This window comes from Amycolatopsis sp. NPDC051758 (assembly GCF_044453095.1).
Taxonomy (GTDB): Bacteria; Actinomycetota; Actinomycetes; order Mycobacteriales; family Pseudonocardiaceae; genus Amycolatopsis.
Window position 1 is genome coordinate 487,315 of record NZ_JBITCJ010000004.1, and the last position, 18,061, is coordinate 505,375.

Genomic DNA, 18,061 nt, shown 5'->3' on the forward strand with positions numbered 1-18,061 from the left:
CCGGCACGTCCCCGATGCCGAACGGCACCCCCCGAATCGCCGACTGGAGTACCCGCGATGGCGCTCGCGCGCACGTGCAAGATCATGTTCACCACAGGACTGCTTTCCCTGGCGGTGGCGTGCGGGGTCCCGGCGGCGCAGGAAGGCACCGCGGCGCTCGGCGCGGGCGGCGGCGCCAGTGCGGCGCAGGCCGGCCACGACCTCAAGTTCGGCGCCGACCACCGGTTCGCCAGCGGCCTCACCCTCTCGGTCGGCGCGCCCAAGTCGTTCAAGCCCGGCCCGTCGGCGTACCCGCAGAGCCCGCGCGGCGCGGCCTTCGACGTCCAGCTGACCAACAACGGCGCGACGACGTACAAGCTCTCCGGCCTCACCGTCAGCGCCACCACCGCGGGCTCCGCGGTCAAGCAGGTCGTGGACACCACCCAGGGCTTCACCGGCATCACCGACGCCGGCAAGGACGTGCCGCCGGGTCGCTCGGTGCTCGTCACGCTGGCCTTCGCGGTGCCGCAGGAGCCGACACAGCTGCGGCTGCAGATCCGGCCGAGCGCGAACGAGGCCGTGGCGGTCACCTACTGCGGTCCCGCCTGATCCGCCGCGGTTAGGCTCGGAGGCATGACCGAGCGCCTTTCCCCCGGTGACGACGCCCCGGACCTCACCCTGCCCGACAGCGAGGGCAAGGAGGTGTCGCTGCGCGACTTCCGCGGCCAGTCCGTCGTCGTGTACTTCTACCCGGCGGCAAGCACCCCGGGCTGCACGAAGCAGGCCTGCGACTTCCGCGACAACCTGGCCGAGCTGAACGACGCCGGCTACCAGGTCATCGGCGTTTCGCCGGACAAGCAGGCGAAGCTCGCGAAGTTCGTCGAGCACGAGAAGCTGACGTTCCCGATGCTGGGCGACCCGGAGAAGACGGTCATCGAGGCCTGGGGCGCGTACGGCGAGAAGAAGAACTACGGCAAGACCTACCTGGGCGTCATCCGCTCGACCTTCGTCGTCGACCCGGAAGGCAAGATCGCCCACGCCTTCTACAACGTGCGCGCAACCGGGCACGTGGCCAAGCTGATCCGCGACCTCGGTGTGGCCTCCTGATCATCGCCTGACCACTCGCTCACCGGTTCCCCACACCCTTTCGCGACGCTGCCTGGGCTACGAAAGGGAGGAAGTCTTGTTCCAGGCGAAGAAAACCCTCGTGCTCGCCGCCGCCGCACTGGCGGCGGCGACACTCGGGGCGACACCCGCGCAGGCGGCCGACACCGTCGTCGCCCACGATCTCGCGGTGTCGTCCGCCGAGCGCCAGGCCGTCCTCGACTACTGGACGCCGGAGCGCATCGCCGCGATGCCGACCGGTCCGTCGGCACCGGGCGCACCGCCGGCCGACGGCCCGGACGGCGCCGGGTTCCCGGCCGGCACCGCGGTCGACCGCACGATCGGCCGGCTGTTCTTCGTCGACCGCGGTGAGGACGAAAGCTGCACCGCGACACTCGTCGCGGCGGCCAACCGCAGCACGATCGCCACCGCCGGGCACTGCGTGCACGGCATGGACCTGATCGGCAACGATCCACAGTGGACGGACAAGGTGCTGTTCGTCCCCGGGTTCCGCGACCACACCCGGCCGTACGGCTCGTTCGTCGCGCGCACCGCGTTCGCCGACACCACCTGGGTCGCCGACGACCAGCAGAACGACCACGACCAGGCGTTCCTCGTGCTCAACCCCGACGAGCACGGCCGGCGCGCCGCCGACGTCACGAAGGCCGCGCAGCCGCTCGGCATCGGCCTGCCCGGCACCCTGCCGGCGCAGGAGTTCGGTTACCCGCGGGCCGCGAAACAACCCGGTCACCAGGGCCGCCCGGAGTTCACCGGACAGCGCGTCGCGCACTGCTGGGGCACACCGAAGGAGAACCCCGGCAACGACGAGGTCGAAATGCCACGCGGCCAGTGGGGGGTGCCGTGCGACATGGGCGGCGGCTCCAGCGGTGGCCCGAGGCTGACGTCGTTCTCGCCGAAGACCGGCTACGGCGTGGTGGTCGGCGTCAACACCCAGGGCTGGTACCTGCACGCCGACGGCTCGCTCTGCCTCGACCAGACGCCGGACTGCACGCGGTACCTCTTCGGCCCGCAGTTCACGACGGCGGTCACCCAGCCGCTCTATCAGCGGGCAGCCGCAGCGTGAACGTCGCGCCCTGACCGGGCACGGAGGCCGCGGTCGCCGTCCCGCCGTGGGCTTCCGCGAGCTTCCGGACGATGGCCAGCCCGAGCCCGCTGCCGCCGGTGCCGCGGGTGCGGGCCTTGTCGGCGCGCCAGAACCGGTCGAACACGTGCGGCAGGTCCTCGGCGCTGATCCCGGCGCCGGTGTCGGCGACTTCGATGACGACGTCGTCGCCCTCCCGGCGGCCGCGCAGCAGCACCGAACCGCCCTCGGGGGTGTGCCGGACGGCGTTGGACACCAGGTTGCCGACGGCCTGGCGCAGCCGCACCGGGTCGGCGGTCACCTCGAGGGCGGCGGGCGTTTCGACCGAGAGCGAGACGCCCGCCGGCCGGTGCGCCGCGGCGACCTGGGCCAGCAGGTGCGCCGCGTCGACCGGCTCCGGGTGCAGCCGCAGCGCGCCGGCGTCGGCGAGCGCCAGGTCCTGCAGGTCGTCGACGATGTGCTGCAGGTGGACGGCCTCTTCGAGCAGCGAGTCGATGAGCTCGTCGTCGAGTGTGCTGACGCCGTCCTGCGTTGCCTCCAGCCAGCCGCGGATGTTGCTCAGCGGGGTGCGCAGCTCGTGCGCGATGTCGCTGACCATCGCCTTGCGCGTCTCCTCCAGGCGCTCCCGGCTGGCGGACATGGCGTTGAACGCGGTGCCGAGCCGGGCGATCTCGTCGCGGCCGCGCACCTTCACCTGCGCGCCGGCCTCGCCCGCCTCCAGCCGTTGCGCCGCGCCGGTAAGGGCTCGCAGCGGCCGGATCAGCCGGAGCCCGCCGAACACCGTGACCAGCAGCGTCAGCAGCAGGATGCCGCCCGCGACCTGGAAGAGCCGGACCTTGTTCTCCGGCGACAGCGTGAACCCCGCGGGTGGCTCACCGCCCGGCGCGGTGAGGTAGAGCGACGCGGCCGGCGAGACGTACGGCGTCAGCTGCTCCCGGCGCGCCGCGGTCAGGCACGCCTGCACGGCCTGCTCGGACTCGGCGCTCTGCACGCCCTTGCGCGCCCAGGTGAAGTCGAGCAGCACCTGGACCTGGGCGAGCGGCTTCGCCTCGGGCCCGCGGTTGAGGCAGGCGTTGACCAGGGTGGACAGCTGGTCCAGCGCCACTTGCTCGGTCTTCGTCGGCAGGCTGAGCACACTGCCGTTGCAGGAGGACAGCACAAACGGGTCGGCGCCCTCGATCCGCGGGTGCCCGCCCGGCGAGGTCTCGACCGTGCCGACCCCCGAGCGGCCCTGCACACACCGCAGCACCCGCTGGGCGAGCACGTCGAGCCGCGACCGGTCCTCGGTGGAGAGCGCGTACGGGCCGACGGCGTCCGGGTCGATCCGGTCGGCGGTGGTGGCCTGGCCGAGCCCCGAGTCGACCGACAGCGGGTCGACGACGATCGACGGCCGCAGCGGCAGCGGCCGGCCGTCGGTGGCCGAGTCGGCGACCGGGGTGCCGTCGGTCAACGTGAGCGCGATGCGGCGGCCGGTGGTCGCGGCGGTGCCGCGCAGCTGGTCGGCGACGTCACGCCAGTTCGGGTGGGTCGCGGCGTACTTCAGCAGCCCGCGGTAGATGTTCCCGTCGTCGGCCAGCGCCTGGCCCTGCTCCTGCTGGATGGCGCCGGACGTCGTGCGCGCGGCGAGCCACGCGGTCGCGGCGATCGAGGCCACCGCGACCAGCGCGGACAGCACGAACAACCGCAGGAGGAGGCTACGGCGCATCGGCGCCCGCGGTCAGCTTGTAGCCGACGCCGTAAACGGTGAGCAGCCGCGCCGGGCGCCGCGGCTGCGCCTCGATCTTCTTGCGCAGGTTCATCACGTGCACGTCGATCGCGCGCTGGGTGATGTAGCGGTCGAAGCCGTGCAGGTGCTCCAGCAGCTGGCCGCGGCTGAACACCCGGTCGGGCTGGGCCGCCATCAGCTCCAGCAGGCCGAACTCGCCCGGTGTGCAGTCGATCGCGCGGCCGTCGACGGTCACCTCGTGCCGCACCGGGTCGACGGTCAGCGTGCCGACCCGCGTGACACCGTCTTGGCTCGGACGTGCCGGGGCCGCGCGCCGCAGCAGCGTCCGGATCCGGGCCATCAGCTCGCGCGGGCTGAACGGCTTGGTGACGTAGTCGTCGGCGCCGAGGTCGAGACCGGCGAGCAGATCGTCCTCTGTGGACCGCGCGGTGAGCATGAGTACCGGCAGGCCGGACTCGGCCCGCACGGCGCGGCAGATCCGGAGGCCGTCCATCCCGGGCAGCATCACGTCGAGCACGAGCAGGTCCGGCGGGTGCCGGCGGACCAGGTCCAGCGCGGCCGCGCCGTCCGCCACCACGACCACGGTGTGCCGCTCCCGCTCGAGGTAACGCCGGACGAGTTCGGCCTGTTTGGCGTCGTCCTCGGCCAGCACGATGTGGGCGCACATGATCCCGAGTTTAAGCGCGGCTACCGGAAGACCACGGTTTCCTGACCGGTCCCTGACATTCCGCTGCGAGCGTGACGCCATGAGAACGACCCGATCGGGTGGCCGGCCGGGGTGGGCCGTCGCCGCCTTCGCGGTGGTCGTCGCGCTGGGTGTCACGGCGTTCGTCGTCATCGACCACGGCCGCGGGACGGCCGCCCCCGCCGCGCCGCCGCCCGCCGTCACGACCGTCGCCGTGCGGAAGACCGACCTGGCGAACACGCAGTCGTTCACCGGCACCCTCGGGTTCGGCACGCCGGCACCGGTGAAGGGCACGGGATCCGGGACCGTGACGAAGCTGCCTTCGGTCGGCGACGTCGCCCAGCGCGGCAAGGCACTGTACTCAGTGGACGGCCGGGCAGTCCCGGTGTTCTTCGGCGACACCCCGCTGTTCCGGAAGCTCGACAACCCGGACCTCACCGGGCCGGACGTCGCCGTGGTCGCCGCGAACCTGACCGCCCTCGGCTACAAAGTGGGTCACCCGAAGGCGTTCACCTTCGCCGACGTCCTCAAGAAGTGGCAGAAGAAGGCCGGACTCGACGAAACGGGCACCCTCGACGTCGGCCAGGTCGTGGTGCTGCCCGGGCCGGTGCGGGTCAACTCGGTGACCGCGCAACCCGGCGACCCGGTCGCGGAACCGCTGCTGACGGTCAGCGCCACGACGAAGGTGGTGCTCGCGCCGGTGTCCGCTTCGGACGTCGCGGCGATCAAGACCGGGGCGCCGGTGTCGGTGGTCCGGCCGGAGGGGACGGCGGTCCCGGCCGAGGTGACGTCGGTGAGCGCGGACGTGACGGGCACGCCGGAAGGCGGGCCGCAGGGGCCGCCCAAGGTGAACGTCACGGTCACGCCGGACGACCCGAAGTCCGTCGCGGACCTCGATTCGGCGGCGGTGGAGGTGCGGATCGCGACCGAGACGCACACCGGGGTGCTCGCGGTGCCGGTCGGCGCGCTGCTGGCGTTGCGCGAAGGCGGGTACGCCGTGCAGCTGCCGGACGGGACGTTGAAGCCGGTCAAGACCGGGATGTTCGCGCGCGACCTGGTCGAGGTCAGCGGCGCGGGGATCACCGAAGGCCTTCGTGTGGTGACGACGTCGTGACGCCGGTCCTGGCCCTGCGCGGGGTGAGCAAGCGTTATCCCGGTGACGTCGTCGCGCTCGACGACGTCACCTTGACGGTGTCCGAGGGTGAGCTGCTGGCGATCACCGGCCCGTCCGGGTCCGGGAAGTCGACGTTGCTGCACATCGCCGGCACGCTCGACCGGCCCACGTCGGGAACGGTGTCCTTGCGCGGCGACGACGTCACGACGTTGTCCGACCGGCAGGTGTCCGCGCTGCGCGGCCGCCGGCTCGGGTTCGTGTTCCAGCAGTTCCACCTCACCGACGGACTGTCCGCAGTGGACAACGTCGCCACCGGGCTGCTGTACGCGGGGGTGCCGCGCCGGCAGCGCCGGCCGATGGCCCTCGACGCGCTGGGCCGGGTCGGGCTCGCGCACCGCGTCGCCCACCGGCCGCACGAGCTGTCCGGTGGGGAACGCCAGCGCGTCGCGATCGCGCGGGCCGTGGTCAACCACCCGGCGCTGGTGCTGGCCGACGAGCCGACCGGCGCGCTGGACACGGCGAACGGCGAGGCCGTGCTGGACCTGCTGACCGGGCTGCACGCCGAAGGCACCACGATCGCCGTCATCACGCACGACCGGGACATCGCGGCCCGGCTGCCCCGGCGTGTCGAGTTCCGCGACGGCCGGATCGTGCGGGACTCCGCGTGACGCCCGCCGACGTGCTCGGCGTGGGTCTGCTCGGGATCCGGACCCGGCCGCTGCGGGCGGTGCTGTCCGCGCTCGGGATCGCCCTGGGCATCGCGACGATGATCGTGGTCACCGGCATCCCGGCGTCGAGCCAGGCGGCGCTGCTGGACCGGTTGACCGCGCTCGGCACGAACATGCTGCGCGCCGAACCGCAGCCGAACCAGACCCCGCCGGTGGTGCTGCCGGAGTCGGCGGTGGGCAGCGTGCGGCGGATCGGGCCGGTGACCACGGCGGCGGCCGTCGCGAACACGCACGCCGTCGTCCGGCGGTCCGATCGCGTTGATCCGCAAGACGGGTCGGGGCTTTCGGTGCTCGCCGCGTCACCCGGCCTGCTGCCGGCGTTGAACGGCAGTGTCCAATCAGGACGGTTTGTCGACGCCTCGGACCTGCCGGTGGTGACCCTCGGGTACGTCGCCGCGTCCCGGCTCGGCATCCCGCGCGTGGTGCCCGGGCAGCCGCCGCCGGTGGTGCTGATCGGGACGACCTGGTACACGGTCACCGGCGTGCTCGCGCCGATGCCGCTGGCCCCGGACGTCGAGCGCGCCGTGCTGGTCGGGTGGGACTCGGCGAAGCGGTTCCTCGGTTTTGACGGGCACCCGACGGTCGTCTACGTGAAAGCACGCGAGGACGCGATCAACGACGTCCGCGCGGTGCTGCCGGCGACGCTGAACCCCTCGTTGCCAGGGTTGGTGCAGGTGTCGCGGCCGTCGGACGCGTTGGCGGCGAAACAGGCGACGCAGACGACGTTCTCGGCGCTGTTCCTGGGCTTGGCCGGAGTGGCGCTGCTGGTCGGCGGGGTCGGCGTGGCGAACACGATGTTCGTCTCGGTGCTGGAACGCCGTCGCGAAATCGGCCTGCGCCGCGCTTTGGGGGCGACCCGCGGACAGATCCGCGACCAGTTCCTCACCGAAGCGGTGGCGCTGTCGGGCCTCGGCGGCTTCGCCGGGACGGTGCTGGGAGTCTTGGTGACGCTGGGATACGTGACGTACCAGGGGTGGCCGCCGGTGATCCCCGGTGCGGCCGTGGCGGGCGGAGTGCTCGGGGCGCTCGTCGTCGGGATGCTGGCGGGGCTGCACCCGTCACTGCGCGCGGCGCGGATGCCGCCGACCCAGGCGCTGGCATGAGTCGCTCACGGCGTGCTGACGAGTTCCTGAAAAGCGCCGGTCATGCTCGTGCCATGGCACTTCGTTGGCTGTTCCTCCCCGCGCTGGCCCTGGGCCTGGCCGCGTGTTCGTCCCCGCCGCCGGCGGCGCCGCAGGTGGCATCGCTGTCCACGCCTTCTTCGGCAGCCTCGGCATCGGCCCCGCCGTCGACGGACGCGGACGGCGGCCGCCCCCGCCACCGCGTCGACGAGACGGCGGAGGAGTCCAACCGCCTGATCGAGCCGTGGCGCACGTGCATGAAGGACCACGGCGCGGACGTCGACACGCAGCCGAACAGCATCGCGGGCGCGGAGAAGTGGAGCGCCGACCACAAGGACGCGGGTGACTCGTGCCGGTCGAAGCTGCCGCTGCTGCCGTGGGGCATGGACCGCGACAACCCGGCGTACCAGGACAACATGCACAAGTGGGTGCAGTGCATGAACGACCAGGGCATGCACGTGGTGGAGACCCCGGACAACGACGAGTCCCCGTGGACGTATTCGAGCGACTCCCAGCCCCCGAACGCGGACAAGATCGAGCACGACTGCGAAGTGGCGATCCTCGGCCCGAGTGACAAGCAGCACTCTTGACCTCCACAATGCTGGAGGTCTCAGCATGGCGTCATGACCGACTTGACGAAGGGCGTCACCGAACTGGTGCTGGAAGCCCGTGACCTCGAGGCGTCCGAACGCTTCTACACCGAAGTGCTCGGCCTGCCGGTGGTGCTGCGCTGGGAAGGCCCGGCGTGGAAGGGCCGCGAAGCCATCTGGGTCCAGTCCGGCGACCGGACGAGGATCGGGCTCTGGAAGCCGTTCACCGGCATCGCGGGCGCGCGCCCGGGAGCGCACGTCCACTTCGCGATGACGGTGGCCGAAGAGGACTACGACGCGGCGGTGGCCCGGGCTCGCGCGCGGGGAGTCCAGGTCGACGAGGTGTATTTCGGCGACGACCCGGCCGCGCCCGGCCAGCGTTCCGCGTACGTGACGGATCCTGATGGGCACGTGGTGGAGCTGTGGACCCGAGACGTCGCAACGCAGGTTGATGCGGGCGCGCCGCACGCCGTCACCCCGGATGTTGCCGGGGTTTAGGTTCCACCCGCTTGCAGGCTTGTCCTTGCTCCGTTCGCCCGGCAACATCCGGCGGTCTGAGGGTGGGAGGACGCATTGACGAGCCTGGAAGGCCCGGCACTGAAGCTCGGCGGGCAGATCGCTTCATACGCGGCGAAGTCCTGGTTGTCACGCCGCAAGGCAGCATCCGAGCGCTCGGACGACCTGGCCGGCCTCGCTGCCGGGGAGCTGAAGGGCCCGCTCGAGCGGCGCAAGCTGGAAAACCTCGTCCAGAACATCGGCACGCAGGTGGCCGAGCAGTTGGAACAGGTCTTGGCAGATCGGTTCGCAACGCTGCCCCAGAACGAGATCGACGCGGCCTTCCTGGCCGTCGAGGACGCGCTGACCAGGGCTGACCTGTCGGACGAGGCCTTCCTGGCTACGGACGCGGACCCGGAGCAGCTGGCCAGGAAGATCCGAGGCGAGCTCCCGGACTTGGCCGCTGACCGGCTCTTCGCCCCCAAGGTGGCGGCGCTGTACGAGCTGGCGTTGGACCAGGCGTGCCGCCACCTCGTGCAGGTGGTCCGGCATCTGCCGTCGTTCCAGCCTCGGGCGCTGGCCGAGGTACTGGGGCGGCTGAGCAGGCAGAGCGACCAACTGGAGGAGCTGCTGGCGCGGGTGCCGAAGACAAGCCTCGCGGCACCTGAGGGCGTCGACCGTGATGCCGAGTTCGAAGCGACCTACCTACGCTTGCTCGCAAACAATTTGGACCGGCTTGAGCTGCTCGGCCTGACGATGGATGACCAGCCTGCCCTACCGCTGACGGTCGCCTACCTGAGTCTGAGCGTCTCCCTCGAAGGCGAACAGCGGCGGCCCGATCGCCGAATGGACGAGCTGTGGTTCGAGAAGCGGCAGAGCCAGGCGAGCAGCGCGAACATGCGCGTCGAGACCGCACTCGGCGGCGCAACCCGCATTCTCGTGCGCGGCGAGGCCGGCTCCGGCAAGACGACACTGCTGGACTGGCTCGCGGTGACAGCAGCCCGTTGCGGCTTCACCGGGAAACTCGCCGACTGGAACGGCCGCGTGCCGTTCCCGATCCGGTTGCGCAGCTTCGCCGCCGAGCCCTTGCCACGTCCAGAGGAGTTCATCCGGCACATCGCACCAGTGCTGGCCTCGCCGGAGGGCTGGGCCCGCCGGGTCCTCGAAGCAGGTCGGGCAATGGTCCTGGTCGACGGGGTCGACGAAGTCGGCGCCAACCATCGCCGCGAGGTCAAGGCCTGGCTGCGCGAGCTGTCACTGGCCTTCGAGGGCACCCTCTTTGTGGTCACGTCCCGCACCGCCGCGGCCGACCAACGCTGGCTGGCTCAGGAAGGATTCGACTGCGTCCTGCTGGACTCGATGAGCGCCGACGACATCGAGGCGCTGGTCAGCCGCTGGCACAAGGCGGCGGCTGCCGGCGGGACGGTTCGGCCGGACACTGACCTCCCCGCGGTGCAACGACGCCTGCTCAACCAGCTCGACGGCCGGCCGCACTTGCGAACGCTGGCCGCGAGCCCGCTGCTGTGCGCCATGCTGTGTGCGCTGAACCTGGCTCACCGGTCCGAGCTGCCACGCGACCGGATGGACCTGTACCGCAAGGCGTTGTCGATGCTGCTCCACATGCGTGACGCGGAGCGCAGGATCGGCGTGATCCTGACGGAGGCACAAAAACAGCTCCTCCTCGGCGACCTGGCATGGCGCCTCTCCCTGGCCTCGAAGGTGGAGCTGCCGAAGGACCGCGCACGCGAGCACATCGCCCGACGGCTGCCCTCGCTGCCGCACGTCGACCACACACCGGACGAGGTGCTCAAACACCTGCTCGAACGCAGCGGCGTCCTGCGCGAGCCCGTGCGCGGCCACGTGGACTTCGTGCACCGGACGTTCCAGGAGTGCCTGGCCGCGAACGAGGCGACCGAGCAGGACCACCTGGAAACGCTGATCGACCGAGCCCACCTTGACACGTGGTGGGAGACGATCGTGATGGCGTGCGGCCACGCGAAGCACCATCAGGCCGGGAAGCTACTTCGGGGCATCCTGGACCGCGCCGACGAGGAACCGCGATACGCTCGCCACTTGCGGCTGCTGGCTGCGGCGTGCCTGGAGACGGTCAGCAATGCCGCCCCGGAGGTCATCGACCGCGTCGAGGCGGTGATCAAGGATCGCCTCGTTCCCCCGCGGAGTCTCCGTGAGACCAGGTCATTGGCCTCGATCGGACAGCGCGTGCTGAGGTATCTGCCGGAAAGCCTGGACGGCTTGTCGGACTCCGTCGCGGCAGCCTCGGTAAGGGCCGCGGCGCTTACTGCGGGAAACGACGCCTTGGCACTGCTGCGAAACTATGCTCAGGACCCCCGGGAATCCGTCCAGTTCCAGCTGTCCCGAGCCTGGCAGTACTTCGACCCCGATCAGTTCGCCACAGAAGTGCTCGCGGACTCCCCTCTGGAGAGCGGGTCCGTGACAGTCTTGTCCGCCCGCATACTTCCCCATCTTCGCAAACTCAAGAATTTGAATCGAGTTTATGCAACACTTACTCGCGCAGAAGAACAAACGAGTCTCAGTCTCCTCGATTTCGTCCCCCATATCCGATTCCTCGCCCTGTATTTTTCCGAAGAATCAACCATCGACGTAACTCCCCTTACCGGACAGGGGGAAATCGAGCGTGCATCACTGTACTTTGCCCATCGCTACAAAAACCTCGGCAGCTTGAGCAGAGTTCCCTCCCTAAAATCATTGACCATGTTCCGAACTTCGCCATGGAAGAGTATCGAATCCCTCGGGAAGCTCGCTCAACTCGAAGAGCTGAACATCGATCAGCTGCACCAGATCAACGGTATCGACGCGCTTGCCGCACTCAGCAAGCTCCGAAGCGTGAAGCTTTGGGACTGCACCGACCGGACGTTCAGCGGCAATGTCCAACTCGACGCATCGACTTCGGTACTCGTGTCGAGCGGATACCAGGAGTCGCCGAGGCCGATATCCGGGGCGGCCGTAGCACACACGTTCCCAAACGTTCGGAAGCTAGAACTAAACGACGTCCTTCTGGACAGCCTGGAGCCGCTGAACAACCTGCGAATTAATCAGCTAACGATAACGGATTTTGCCTCTCTCAACGTTCAAGAGCTTGCTTCGATGACAAATTTGCGCACACTGCACCTGAACAGCATCGAAGATCCCGTGGACCTGAGCCCACTGGCCGACCTCACGATCAAAGTCTTCACTCAAGATGTGAAGTACTTCGGCTTGGAGAACCTCGGCCCTGACGTCACCCTGATCCCGTCTGTCTAGCCCTCCGCCAGCTCCCGCAACGCCGGCAGCAGCGCCCGCAAAGCCCGCCCCCGGTGGGAAACCGCGTCCTTCTCCGCCGGCTCCATCTCCGCCGACGTCCGCGACTCGCCGTCCGGCTGGAAGATCGGGTCGTACCCGAAGCCGTTCGTCCCGCGCCGCGAGCGCACCATGGTTCCGCGCCACTCGCCGCGGACCACCGTCTCCTCGCCGGACGCCAGCACCAAAGCCGCCGCGCAGACGAACTGCGCCCCGCGGCGCTCGTCCGGAACATCCCCGAGCTGGCCCAGAACCAGGTTCAGGTTCGCCTCATCGTCACCGTGACGACCGGACCAGCGAGCCGACAACACACCCGGCATGCCGTTCAGCGCGTCGATCGCGATACCCGAGTCGTCGGCGATGGCCGGCAAACCACAAGCGGCCACCGCGTCACGCGCCTTCGCGACCGCGTTGCCCTCGAAGTCCGGTGCGGTCTCGGGCGCCTCCGGAAACGAAGGGACGTCCGCGAGCCCGAGCACCTCGATGCCGGAAATCCCCTCGGCAAGAAGAATCCGCCGCAGCTCCCCGAGCTTCTTCTCGTTGCGCGTGGCCAGAAGCAGCTTCGTCACTTCGAGCCCTTCTTCTTGTCCGGACGCGGCTCCGGCAGCTCGCCGGGGTACGGCAGCGCCAGCGCCTCGTTCTGCAGGCGCGTCAGCTCCTCGCAGCCCGCCTGCGCCAGGTCCAGCATCTTGTCCAAAGTGGACCGCGCGAAGGTCGCGCCCTCGCCGGTGCCCTGGACCTCGATGAGCGTGCCCGCGTCCGTCGCCACCACGTTCATGTCGACCTCGGCACGCGAGTCCTCTTCGTACGGCAGGTCGAGGCGCACCCGGCCGTCGACCACGCCGACGCTCACCGCGGCCACCGACGACGACAGCGGCTGCGGGTCGTTGAGCCGGTTCGCCGCGCCCAGCCACGTGATCGCGTCCGCCAGCGCGACGTACCCACCCGTCACCGCGGCCGTGCGGGTGCCGCCGTCGGCCTGGATGACGTCGCAGTCGATGACGATCGTGTTCTCGCCCAGCGCGGCCAGGTCGATGCAGGCGCGCAGCGAACGGCCGATCAGCCGGGAGATCTCGTGCGTGCGGCCGCCGATCCGGCCCTTCACCGACTCGCGGTCACCACGCGTGTTGGTCGCGGACGGCAGCATCGCGTACTCGGCGGTCACCCAGCCGAGACCGGAGCCGGCCCGCCAGCGCGGCACCCCTTCGGTGACGCTCGCCGCGCACAGCACCCGCGTGTTGCCGAATTCGATCAGCACCGACCCCGCCGGCCACTGCTGGAACCCCCGGGTGATCTTGATGTCACGGAGCTGGTCGTCGTTCCTGCCATCTTTTCGAGCCACGTGAGCACTCTAGGACGGCCTGCTCACACCTCGTAGACGGCACCCTGCTTGACGACCTCGGCCGCGGGGAACTCGGCCGCGGCCTCGGCCAGCACCGCACCCGGGTCCGTCCACGGCGCGATGTGCGTGAGCAGCAGCCGCCCGACGTCGGCGTCGCGCGCCAGCTCGCCGGCCTGCTTGCCGGACAGGTGCACGCCGGCCGGGCGCTCCGCCGAGTCCGTCCAGGACGCCTCGGCGAGCAGCAGGTCGACACCGTCGGCGAGCTCGTTCAGCGCCCGGCACGGCCCGGTGTCGCCGGTGAACGCGAGGATCCGGCCGCCGTAGGAGATGCGCACGCCGAACGCCGGCGTCGGGTGGTCGACCTCGACCGCGAGCACCTCGAACGGCCCGATCCGGAACGGCTCGGGCCGCAGCGGGTGGAAGGCGTAGACGTCGGACAGGTCGGTGACGGCCCGCTCGGTCTCGTTGGGCGCGTACGCGTTCGCGAGCCGGACCGGCGCGTCCGGCGGCGCGTACAGCGGCAGCAGGCGCGGGCGCGCCGGGTACGGCGGCGCCGGGTGGTAGCGCCGCAGGACGGTGAGCGCGCTGACGTCGGCGCAGTGGTCGGGGTGCAGGTGCGTGAGCACCAGCGCGTCCAGGTCGAACGGGTCGGCCACGGCCTGGAGCTGCGCCAGCGTGCCGTTGCCGAGTTCGAGGCCGAGCAGGAAACCCTCGGCCTCGACCAGGTAACCCGACGCGGCGGCGTTCGGCCCGGGGATGCTGCCGGAGCACCCGAGGATGGTCAGTCGCACGTCGCCACCCTAAGCCGCCCGCTGTGCCGGTTACGCGGTGGTGGGAGCGAGAACACCCGGGGCGAAGCCCATGAACCGCTGGGCGAGCCTGGTGAACGGCTCGGCCGAGCCGGTGGCGAGGAACTCGTGCCGCGGCGGGGTGTCCTTGGTCGTCAGCAGGTCCCGCTCGGTGAGCACCCGCACGAGGTCCTTCGCGGTTTCCTCGGCGCTCGAGACGAGGGTGACCTCCTGGCCCATCACGATCTGCAGCACACCCTGCAGGAGCGGGTAGTGCGTGCAGCCGAGCACGAGCGTGTCGACCTCGGCGTCGAGCAGCGGCTGGAGGTAACCCTGCGCGAGCCCGAGCACCTGGCGGCCGGAGGTGATGCCGCGCTCGACGAAGTCGACGAACCGCGGGCAGGCGACGCTGGTGAGCGTGATGCCCGGCGCCGCGGCGAACGCGTCCTCGTAGGCGCGCGACCGCACGGTGCCCTCGGTGCCGATCACGCCGACCCGGCCGGTGTGCGTGGCGACGACGGCGCGGCGCGCGGCGGGCAGGACGACCTCGATCACCGGGACGTCGTAGCGCTCGCGCGCGTCGCGCAGGCAGGCCGCGGACGCGGTGTTGCAGGCGATGACCAGCGCCTTCACGCCGCTTTCGACCAGCTCGTCGAAGGCCGCGAGCGCGTAGCGGCGGGCGGTGGCGATGGGGAGCGGCCCGTACGGGTTGTGCGCCGTGTCGCCGACGTACCGGAGCTGCTCGGCGGGCAGCTGCTCGAGGATCGCCCGCGCGACCGTCAGGCCGCCGACGCCGGAATCGAACACGCCGATCGGGGCGTCAGCCGACGGTGAGGTCACCCCCCGAGGTTACCCGGGGCCGCGGGAGCGGTTTTCTTCGACTTGCCGGTGCGGCTGGTCAGCCAGGCCGCGAGGACCCCGGCCAGCGCGCCGAACAGGTGCCCCTGCCAGGAGACGCCGGGGTTGCCCGGCAGCAGCCCGGCGAGCATGCCGCTCCACACGCCGAGCAGGACGACGGCGACCAGGATCTGGCCCGCCGCGCGGTTGAAGATGCCCCGGACCAGCAGGTAGGCGAGCCAGCCGAAGGCCAGGCCCGACGCGCCGACGGTGACCGCGTCGGACGGCCCGACCAGCCACACACCGAGCCCGGACACCACCCAGATGATGGCCGTGACCAGCGCGAACCGGCCGATCCCGGCGGCCATCGCGAGGAAGGAGAAGACCAGCACGGGCACCGTGTTCGCGAACAGGTGCGACCAGCCGGCGTGCAGGACCGGCGCGAACAGCACGCCGTCCAGGCCGGACAGCGCCCGCGACTGGATGCCGCCCTGGTCCAGGTCGCCGGGCAGGATCACGTCCACCAGCTCGACCAGGTACAGCAGCAGGGTGAACGACAGCGCGACGAGCGCGGCCGCCTTCGGTCGGGACGGCAGCACGCGCTTGGCGGCGTCGGTTTCCGGGGCCGGGTTCACGGGCAAGGTGCTCACGCCTTCGAGGCTACGTCGGTGATCGACGGCCTCGCCTCGGGTGAAATCCCTGATCCGGGGTTTTTGTCGGTGCCCGTCGCTAGCGTGGCGGCCATGGACGTCACGGGTTATCTGGCGCGGCTCGGCCTGGAAGCGGAGCCGCCGAGCGAGGCCGCGCTGCGGCGGCTGCACACGGCGCACGTCGAGCGGGTGCCGTACGAGGCGCTGGAGATCCAGCTCGAGCGGCCGACGCCGCTCGAGCCGTCGGCGTCGCTGGCGCGGATCCTGCGGGGCCGCGGCGGGTACTGCTACCACCTCAACGGCGCTTTCTCGGCGTTGCTGCACGAGCTCGGTTACCAGGTCACGCGTCATTTGGGCGGGGTGCAGGGCAGCGCGGCCGACACGCCGAACATGGGCCGGAACCACCTGGCGCTGACCGTCACGGGCCTGCCGGAGGACCCGACGGCGTCGTGGCTGGTGGACGCCGGGCTGGGTGACGGTATCCACGAGCCGTTACCCCTACGGGAAGGCACGTACACCCAGGGCCCGCACACCTACCGGCTGCGGCCGTCCGAAGTGGCGCCGGGCGGCTGGCGGTTCGACCACGACCCGGCGGGCAGCTTCGTCGGCTTCGACTTCGACCCCGGCACCGCGGAGATGGCCGACTTCGCCGAGAAGCACGCGTGGCTGTCGACGGCGCCGGAGTCCGGGTTCGTCCGGGTCTGCGTCATCCAGCGGCGGGACGCGCAGGGTGTCGACACCCTGCGCGCGCTGACCCTCAACCGCCACGGCGCGAAGGAGCTGGTCGACTCCCCTGACGCCTGGTGGACGGCCGCGGCGGACGTCTTCGGCATCACCCCGGACCTGTTCACGGCCGACGAGCGCGACCGGCTGTGGCGGAAGGTCGTGACCCAGCACGAAGCCCACGCGAGCGGCGGGCCGGTGGTCGCCGTGTGACTCAAGCGGGCAGCGGGGCCTTTCCGAGCGCGTAGTCGACGGCGGCCTCGGCGTGCAGGCGGGTCGTCGGGAACGTCGGCACCGCGGAGTCTTCGGGGCCGACCAGCAGCTCGATCTCGGTGCACCCGTAGATCACGCCCTCGGCGCCGGCCTCGACGAGCCGCGCGATCACGCCGCGGTAGGCCTCGCGCGACTCCGGGTTGACAACGCCGAGCACCAGCTCGTCGTAGATGACCCGGTGCACGAGGTCGCGGTCATCGGCGTCGGGCACGAGCACGTCGAGGCCGTGCGCGGCGAGCCGGTCCCGGTAGAACGGCTGGCTCATGGTGAACCCGGTCCCGAGCAGGCCGACCCGGCGGATCCCGGCGGCCCCGACCGCGGCCGCCGTCGCGTCGGCGAGGTGCAGCAGCGGGATGCCCAGGCCGTCGGTCAACCGGTCGGCGACCTTGTGCATGGTGTTGGTGCAAAGCACGACGAAGTCGGCGCCGGCCGCTTCGAGCGCGCGAGCGGCCCGGTTCAGCTCCGCACCGGCGTCGTCCCAGCGGCCGTCGGCCTGCATCGCTTCGATCGTGGCGAAGTCGACCGAGTACAGCACCGTGTGGGCCGAGTGGAAGCCCCCGAGCGCGGCTTTCACCCGTTCGTTCATCAGCCGGTAGTACTCGCTGGACGATTCCCAGCTCATCCCGCCCAGCAGCCCGATGACCTTCATGCTGTCAGCATGCCCGAACTGCGTACGGCCTTCGCGGGAGTCTCGAACGTCCTGGTCACCGACGGCACCTCGAGCGTGCTGGTCGACGGTTTCTTCTCGCGGCCGTCCCTGGTGAAGATGGCGACGCGCGTGGCACCGGACCGCGGCCGGATCGACGAGGCCCTGAGCCGTCTCGGCGTCACGAAGCTCGATGCCGTCCTGGTTGCGCACTCCCACGTCGACCACGTCCTCGACGCGCCGGTCGTCGCCGAGCTGACCGGCGCCACGTTGGCCGGCTCACCGTCGACCCGGAAGGTCCAGGAGGGCTACGGCCTGGCCACCGAGCCGTTCGAGGAGCTGGTGCCGGGCAAGCCCGTGGAGTTCGGCGCGTTCACCGTGACGCCGGTCGACGCCCGCCACAGCGACGGCGACCGGGTGCCGGGCGAGATCACCGAGCCCGTCCGGGTGCCGGCCAAGGCGAAGGCCTTCAAGACCGGCCGGTGCTACTCGTTCCACCTCGCGCACCCGGCGGGCAGCGTGCTGGTCCACGCGTCGGCGAACTTCCTGCCCGGCGCGCTGGCCGGGTACTCGGCCGACGTCGTCTACCTGGGCGCCGGAGCCGCCGGGAAGCAGTCCGAGGAATGGCGCGAGGAGTACTGGCGCGAGACGGTCGGCGCGCTCGGCCCGAAAAAGGTGAGGCCGATCCACTGGGACGCCTTCTGGCGCCCGCTGTCCAAGCCGCTGAAGCTGCTCCCGAAGGTGTTCGACGACCTGGACACGACGATGGGCACGTTCAAGCGGCTGGCCGCCGAAGACGACATCGACCTCGCCCTGCCCGAGCTCTGGAAGACCGAGTAG

19 protein-coding genes are annotated in these 18,061 nt (G+C 70.8%); 11 read left to right on the forward strand and 8 right to left on the reverse strand.

Annotated elements, in window-relative coordinates:
- Positions 1-57: 57 nt before the first annotated feature.
- The 3 genes from ACIA5G_RS21740 to ACIA5G_RS21750 all read left to right on the forward strand — a co-directional run bounded on the left by ACIA5G_RS21740 (position 58) and on the right by ACIA5G_RS21750 (position 2,167).
- Positions 58-588 (forward strand): hypothetical protein, encoded by a 531-nt coding sequence (locus ACIA5G_RS21740; protein ID WP_395925836.1) that lies wholly within the window; start codon positions 58-60, stop codon positions 586-588.
- A 24-nt stretch (positions 589-612) separates the two neighbouring features.
- Positions 613-1,086: a thioredoxin-dependent thiol peroxidase gene (gene bcp / locus ACIA5G_RS21745; RefSeq protein WP_395925838.1), complete on the forward strand. Its 474-nt coding sequence runs from the start codon at positions 613-615 to the stop codon at positions 1,084-1,086.
- A gap of 76 nt (positions 1,087-1,162) precedes the next feature.
- Entirely contained in the window at positions 1,163-2,167 is a 1,005-nt protein-coding gene (locus tag ACIA5G_RS21750; protein ID WP_395925840.1) for a trypsin-like serine peptidase, read from the forward strand.
- Here the strand turns inward: ACIA5G_RS21750 and ACIA5G_RS21755 are convergent.
- Together ACIA5G_RS21755 and ACIA5G_RS21760 are read right to left on the reverse strand one after the other, a co-directional pair.
- A complete protein-coding gene (locus ACIA5G_RS21755; RefSeq protein ID WP_395925842.1) occupies positions 2,130-3,890 on the reverse strand; it encodes a sensor histidine kinase in 1,761 nt (586 codons plus the stop codon). The two genes, ACIA5G_RS21750 and ACIA5G_RS21755, sit on opposite strands and share 38 nt — an antisense overlap.
- Positions 3,880-4,578 (reverse strand): response regulator transcription factor, encoded by a 699-nt coding sequence (locus ACIA5G_RS21760; protein WP_395925844.1) that lies wholly within the window; start codon positions 4,576-4,578, stop codon positions 3,880-3,882. Before ACIA5G_RS21760 ends, ACIA5G_RS21755 begins: the two co-directional genes overlap by 11 nt.
- A 79-nt stretch (positions 4,579-4,657) precedes the next feature.
- On the opposite strand from ACIA5G_RS21760, the gene ACIA5G_RS21765 reads away from it, so the two are divergent.
- The 6 genes from ACIA5G_RS21765 (at position 4,658) to ACIA5G_RS21790 (ending at position 11,926) form a co-directional block, all read left to right on the forward strand.
- Complete coding sequence (locus ACIA5G_RS21765) at positions 4,658-5,710, forward strand: peptidoglycan-binding protein (protein WP_395925846.1); 1,053 nt, start codon at positions 4,658-4,660, stop codon at positions 5,708-5,710.
- A complete protein-coding gene (locus ACIA5G_RS21770) occupies positions 5,707-6,378 on the forward strand; it encodes an ABC transporter ATP-binding protein (protein ID WP_395925848.1) in 672 nt (223 codons plus the stop codon). Before ACIA5G_RS21765 ends, ACIA5G_RS21770 begins: the two co-directional genes overlap by 4 nt.
- Positions 6,375-7,541, forward strand: a complete 1,167-nt coding sequence (locus ACIA5G_RS21775) for an ABC transporter permease (RefSeq protein ID WP_395925850.1) — start codon at positions 6,375-6,377, stop codon at positions 7,539-7,541. Before ACIA5G_RS21770 ends, ACIA5G_RS21775 begins: the two co-directional genes overlap by 4 nt.
- 53 nt (positions 7,542-7,594) lie before the next feature.
- A complete protein-coding gene (locus tag ACIA5G_RS21780; RefSeq protein ID WP_395925852.1) occupies positions 7,595-8,149 on the forward strand; it encodes a hypothetical protein in 555 nt (184 codons plus the stop codon).
- A 33-nt stretch (positions 8,150-8,182) separates the two neighbouring features.
- Positions 8,183-8,647, forward strand: a complete 465-nt coding sequence (locus ACIA5G_RS21785) for a VOC family protein (protein WP_395925854.1) — start codon at positions 8,183-8,185, stop codon at positions 8,645-8,647.
- A gap of 75 nt (positions 8,648-8,722) precedes the next feature.
- Positions 8,723-11,926, forward strand: coding sequence for an NACHT domain-containing protein (locus tag ACIA5G_RS21790; RefSeq protein WP_395925856.1), 3,204 nt, complete (start codon positions 8,723-8,725; stop codon positions 11,924-11,926).
- Here the strand turns inward: ACIA5G_RS21790 and rdgB are convergent.
- The 5 genes from rdgB to ACIA5G_RS21815 are packed head-to-tail and all read right to left on the reverse strand — an operon-like array spanning position 11,923 to position 15,579.
- Entirely contained in the window at positions 11,923-12,531 is a 609-nt protein-coding gene (rdgB, locus tag ACIA5G_RS21795) for an RdgB/HAM1 family non-canonical purine NTP pyrophosphatase (RefSeq protein ID WP_395925859.1), read from the reverse strand. The genes ACIA5G_RS21790 and rdgB overlap by 4 nt on opposite strands.
- Positions 12,528-13,304 carry a ribonuclease PH gene (gene rph, locus ACIA5G_RS21800; protein ID WP_155541338.1) on the reverse strand — a complete coding sequence of 259 codons (777 nt, stop codon included), beginning with the start codon at positions 13,302-13,304 and terminating at the stop codon, positions 12,528-12,530. The genes rdgB and rph overlap by 4 nt, the downstream gene beginning before the upstream one ends.
- Positions 13,305-13,327: 23 nt before the next feature.
- Positions 13,328-14,095, reverse strand: a complete 768-nt coding sequence (locus tag ACIA5G_RS21805; protein ID WP_395925862.1) for an MBL fold metallo-hydrolase — start codon at positions 14,093-14,095, stop codon at positions 13,328-13,330.
- Positions 14,096-14,125: 30 nt separating this feature from the next.
- Positions 14,126-14,932 carry a glutamate racemase gene (gene murI, locus ACIA5G_RS21810; RefSeq protein ID WP_395925864.1) on the reverse strand — a complete coding sequence of 269 codons (807 nt, stop codon included), beginning with the start codon at positions 14,930-14,932 and terminating at the stop codon, positions 14,126-14,128.
- On the reverse strand, positions 14,929-15,579 hold the full coding sequence (locus tag ACIA5G_RS21815; protein ID WP_395925866.1) for a rhomboid family intramembrane serine protease: 651 nt from the start codon (positions 15,577-15,579) through the stop codon (positions 14,929-14,931). Before ACIA5G_RS21815 ends, murI begins: the two co-directional genes overlap by 4 nt.
- Positions 15,580-15,663: 84 nt before the next feature.
- Between ACIA5G_RS21815 and ACIA5G_RS21820 the strand changes: the two genes are divergently transcribed.
- The gene (locus ACIA5G_RS21820) at positions 15,664-16,515 is read left to right on the forward strand and encodes an arylamine N-acetyltransferase (RefSeq protein ID WP_395926501.1); all 852 of its coding nucleotides are present in this window, start codon (positions 15,664-15,666) and stop codon (positions 16,513-16,515) included.
- Between the two features lies 1 nt (position 16,516).
- Here the strand turns inward: ACIA5G_RS21820 and ACIA5G_RS21825 are convergent, their stop codons facing one another.
- Entirely contained in the window at positions 16,517-17,224 is a 708-nt protein-coding gene (locus ACIA5G_RS21825) for an aspartate/glutamate racemase family protein (RefSeq protein WP_395925868.1), read from the reverse strand.
- A 9-nt stretch (positions 17,225-17,233) separates the two neighbouring features.
- Here ACIA5G_RS21825 and ACIA5G_RS21830 point away from each other — a divergent pair, with 9 nt between their 5' ends.
- On the forward strand, positions 17,234-18,061 hold the full coding sequence (locus ACIA5G_RS21830) for an MBL fold metallo-hydrolase (protein ID WP_395925870.1): 828 nt from the start codon (positions 17,234-17,236) through the stop codon (positions 18,059-18,061).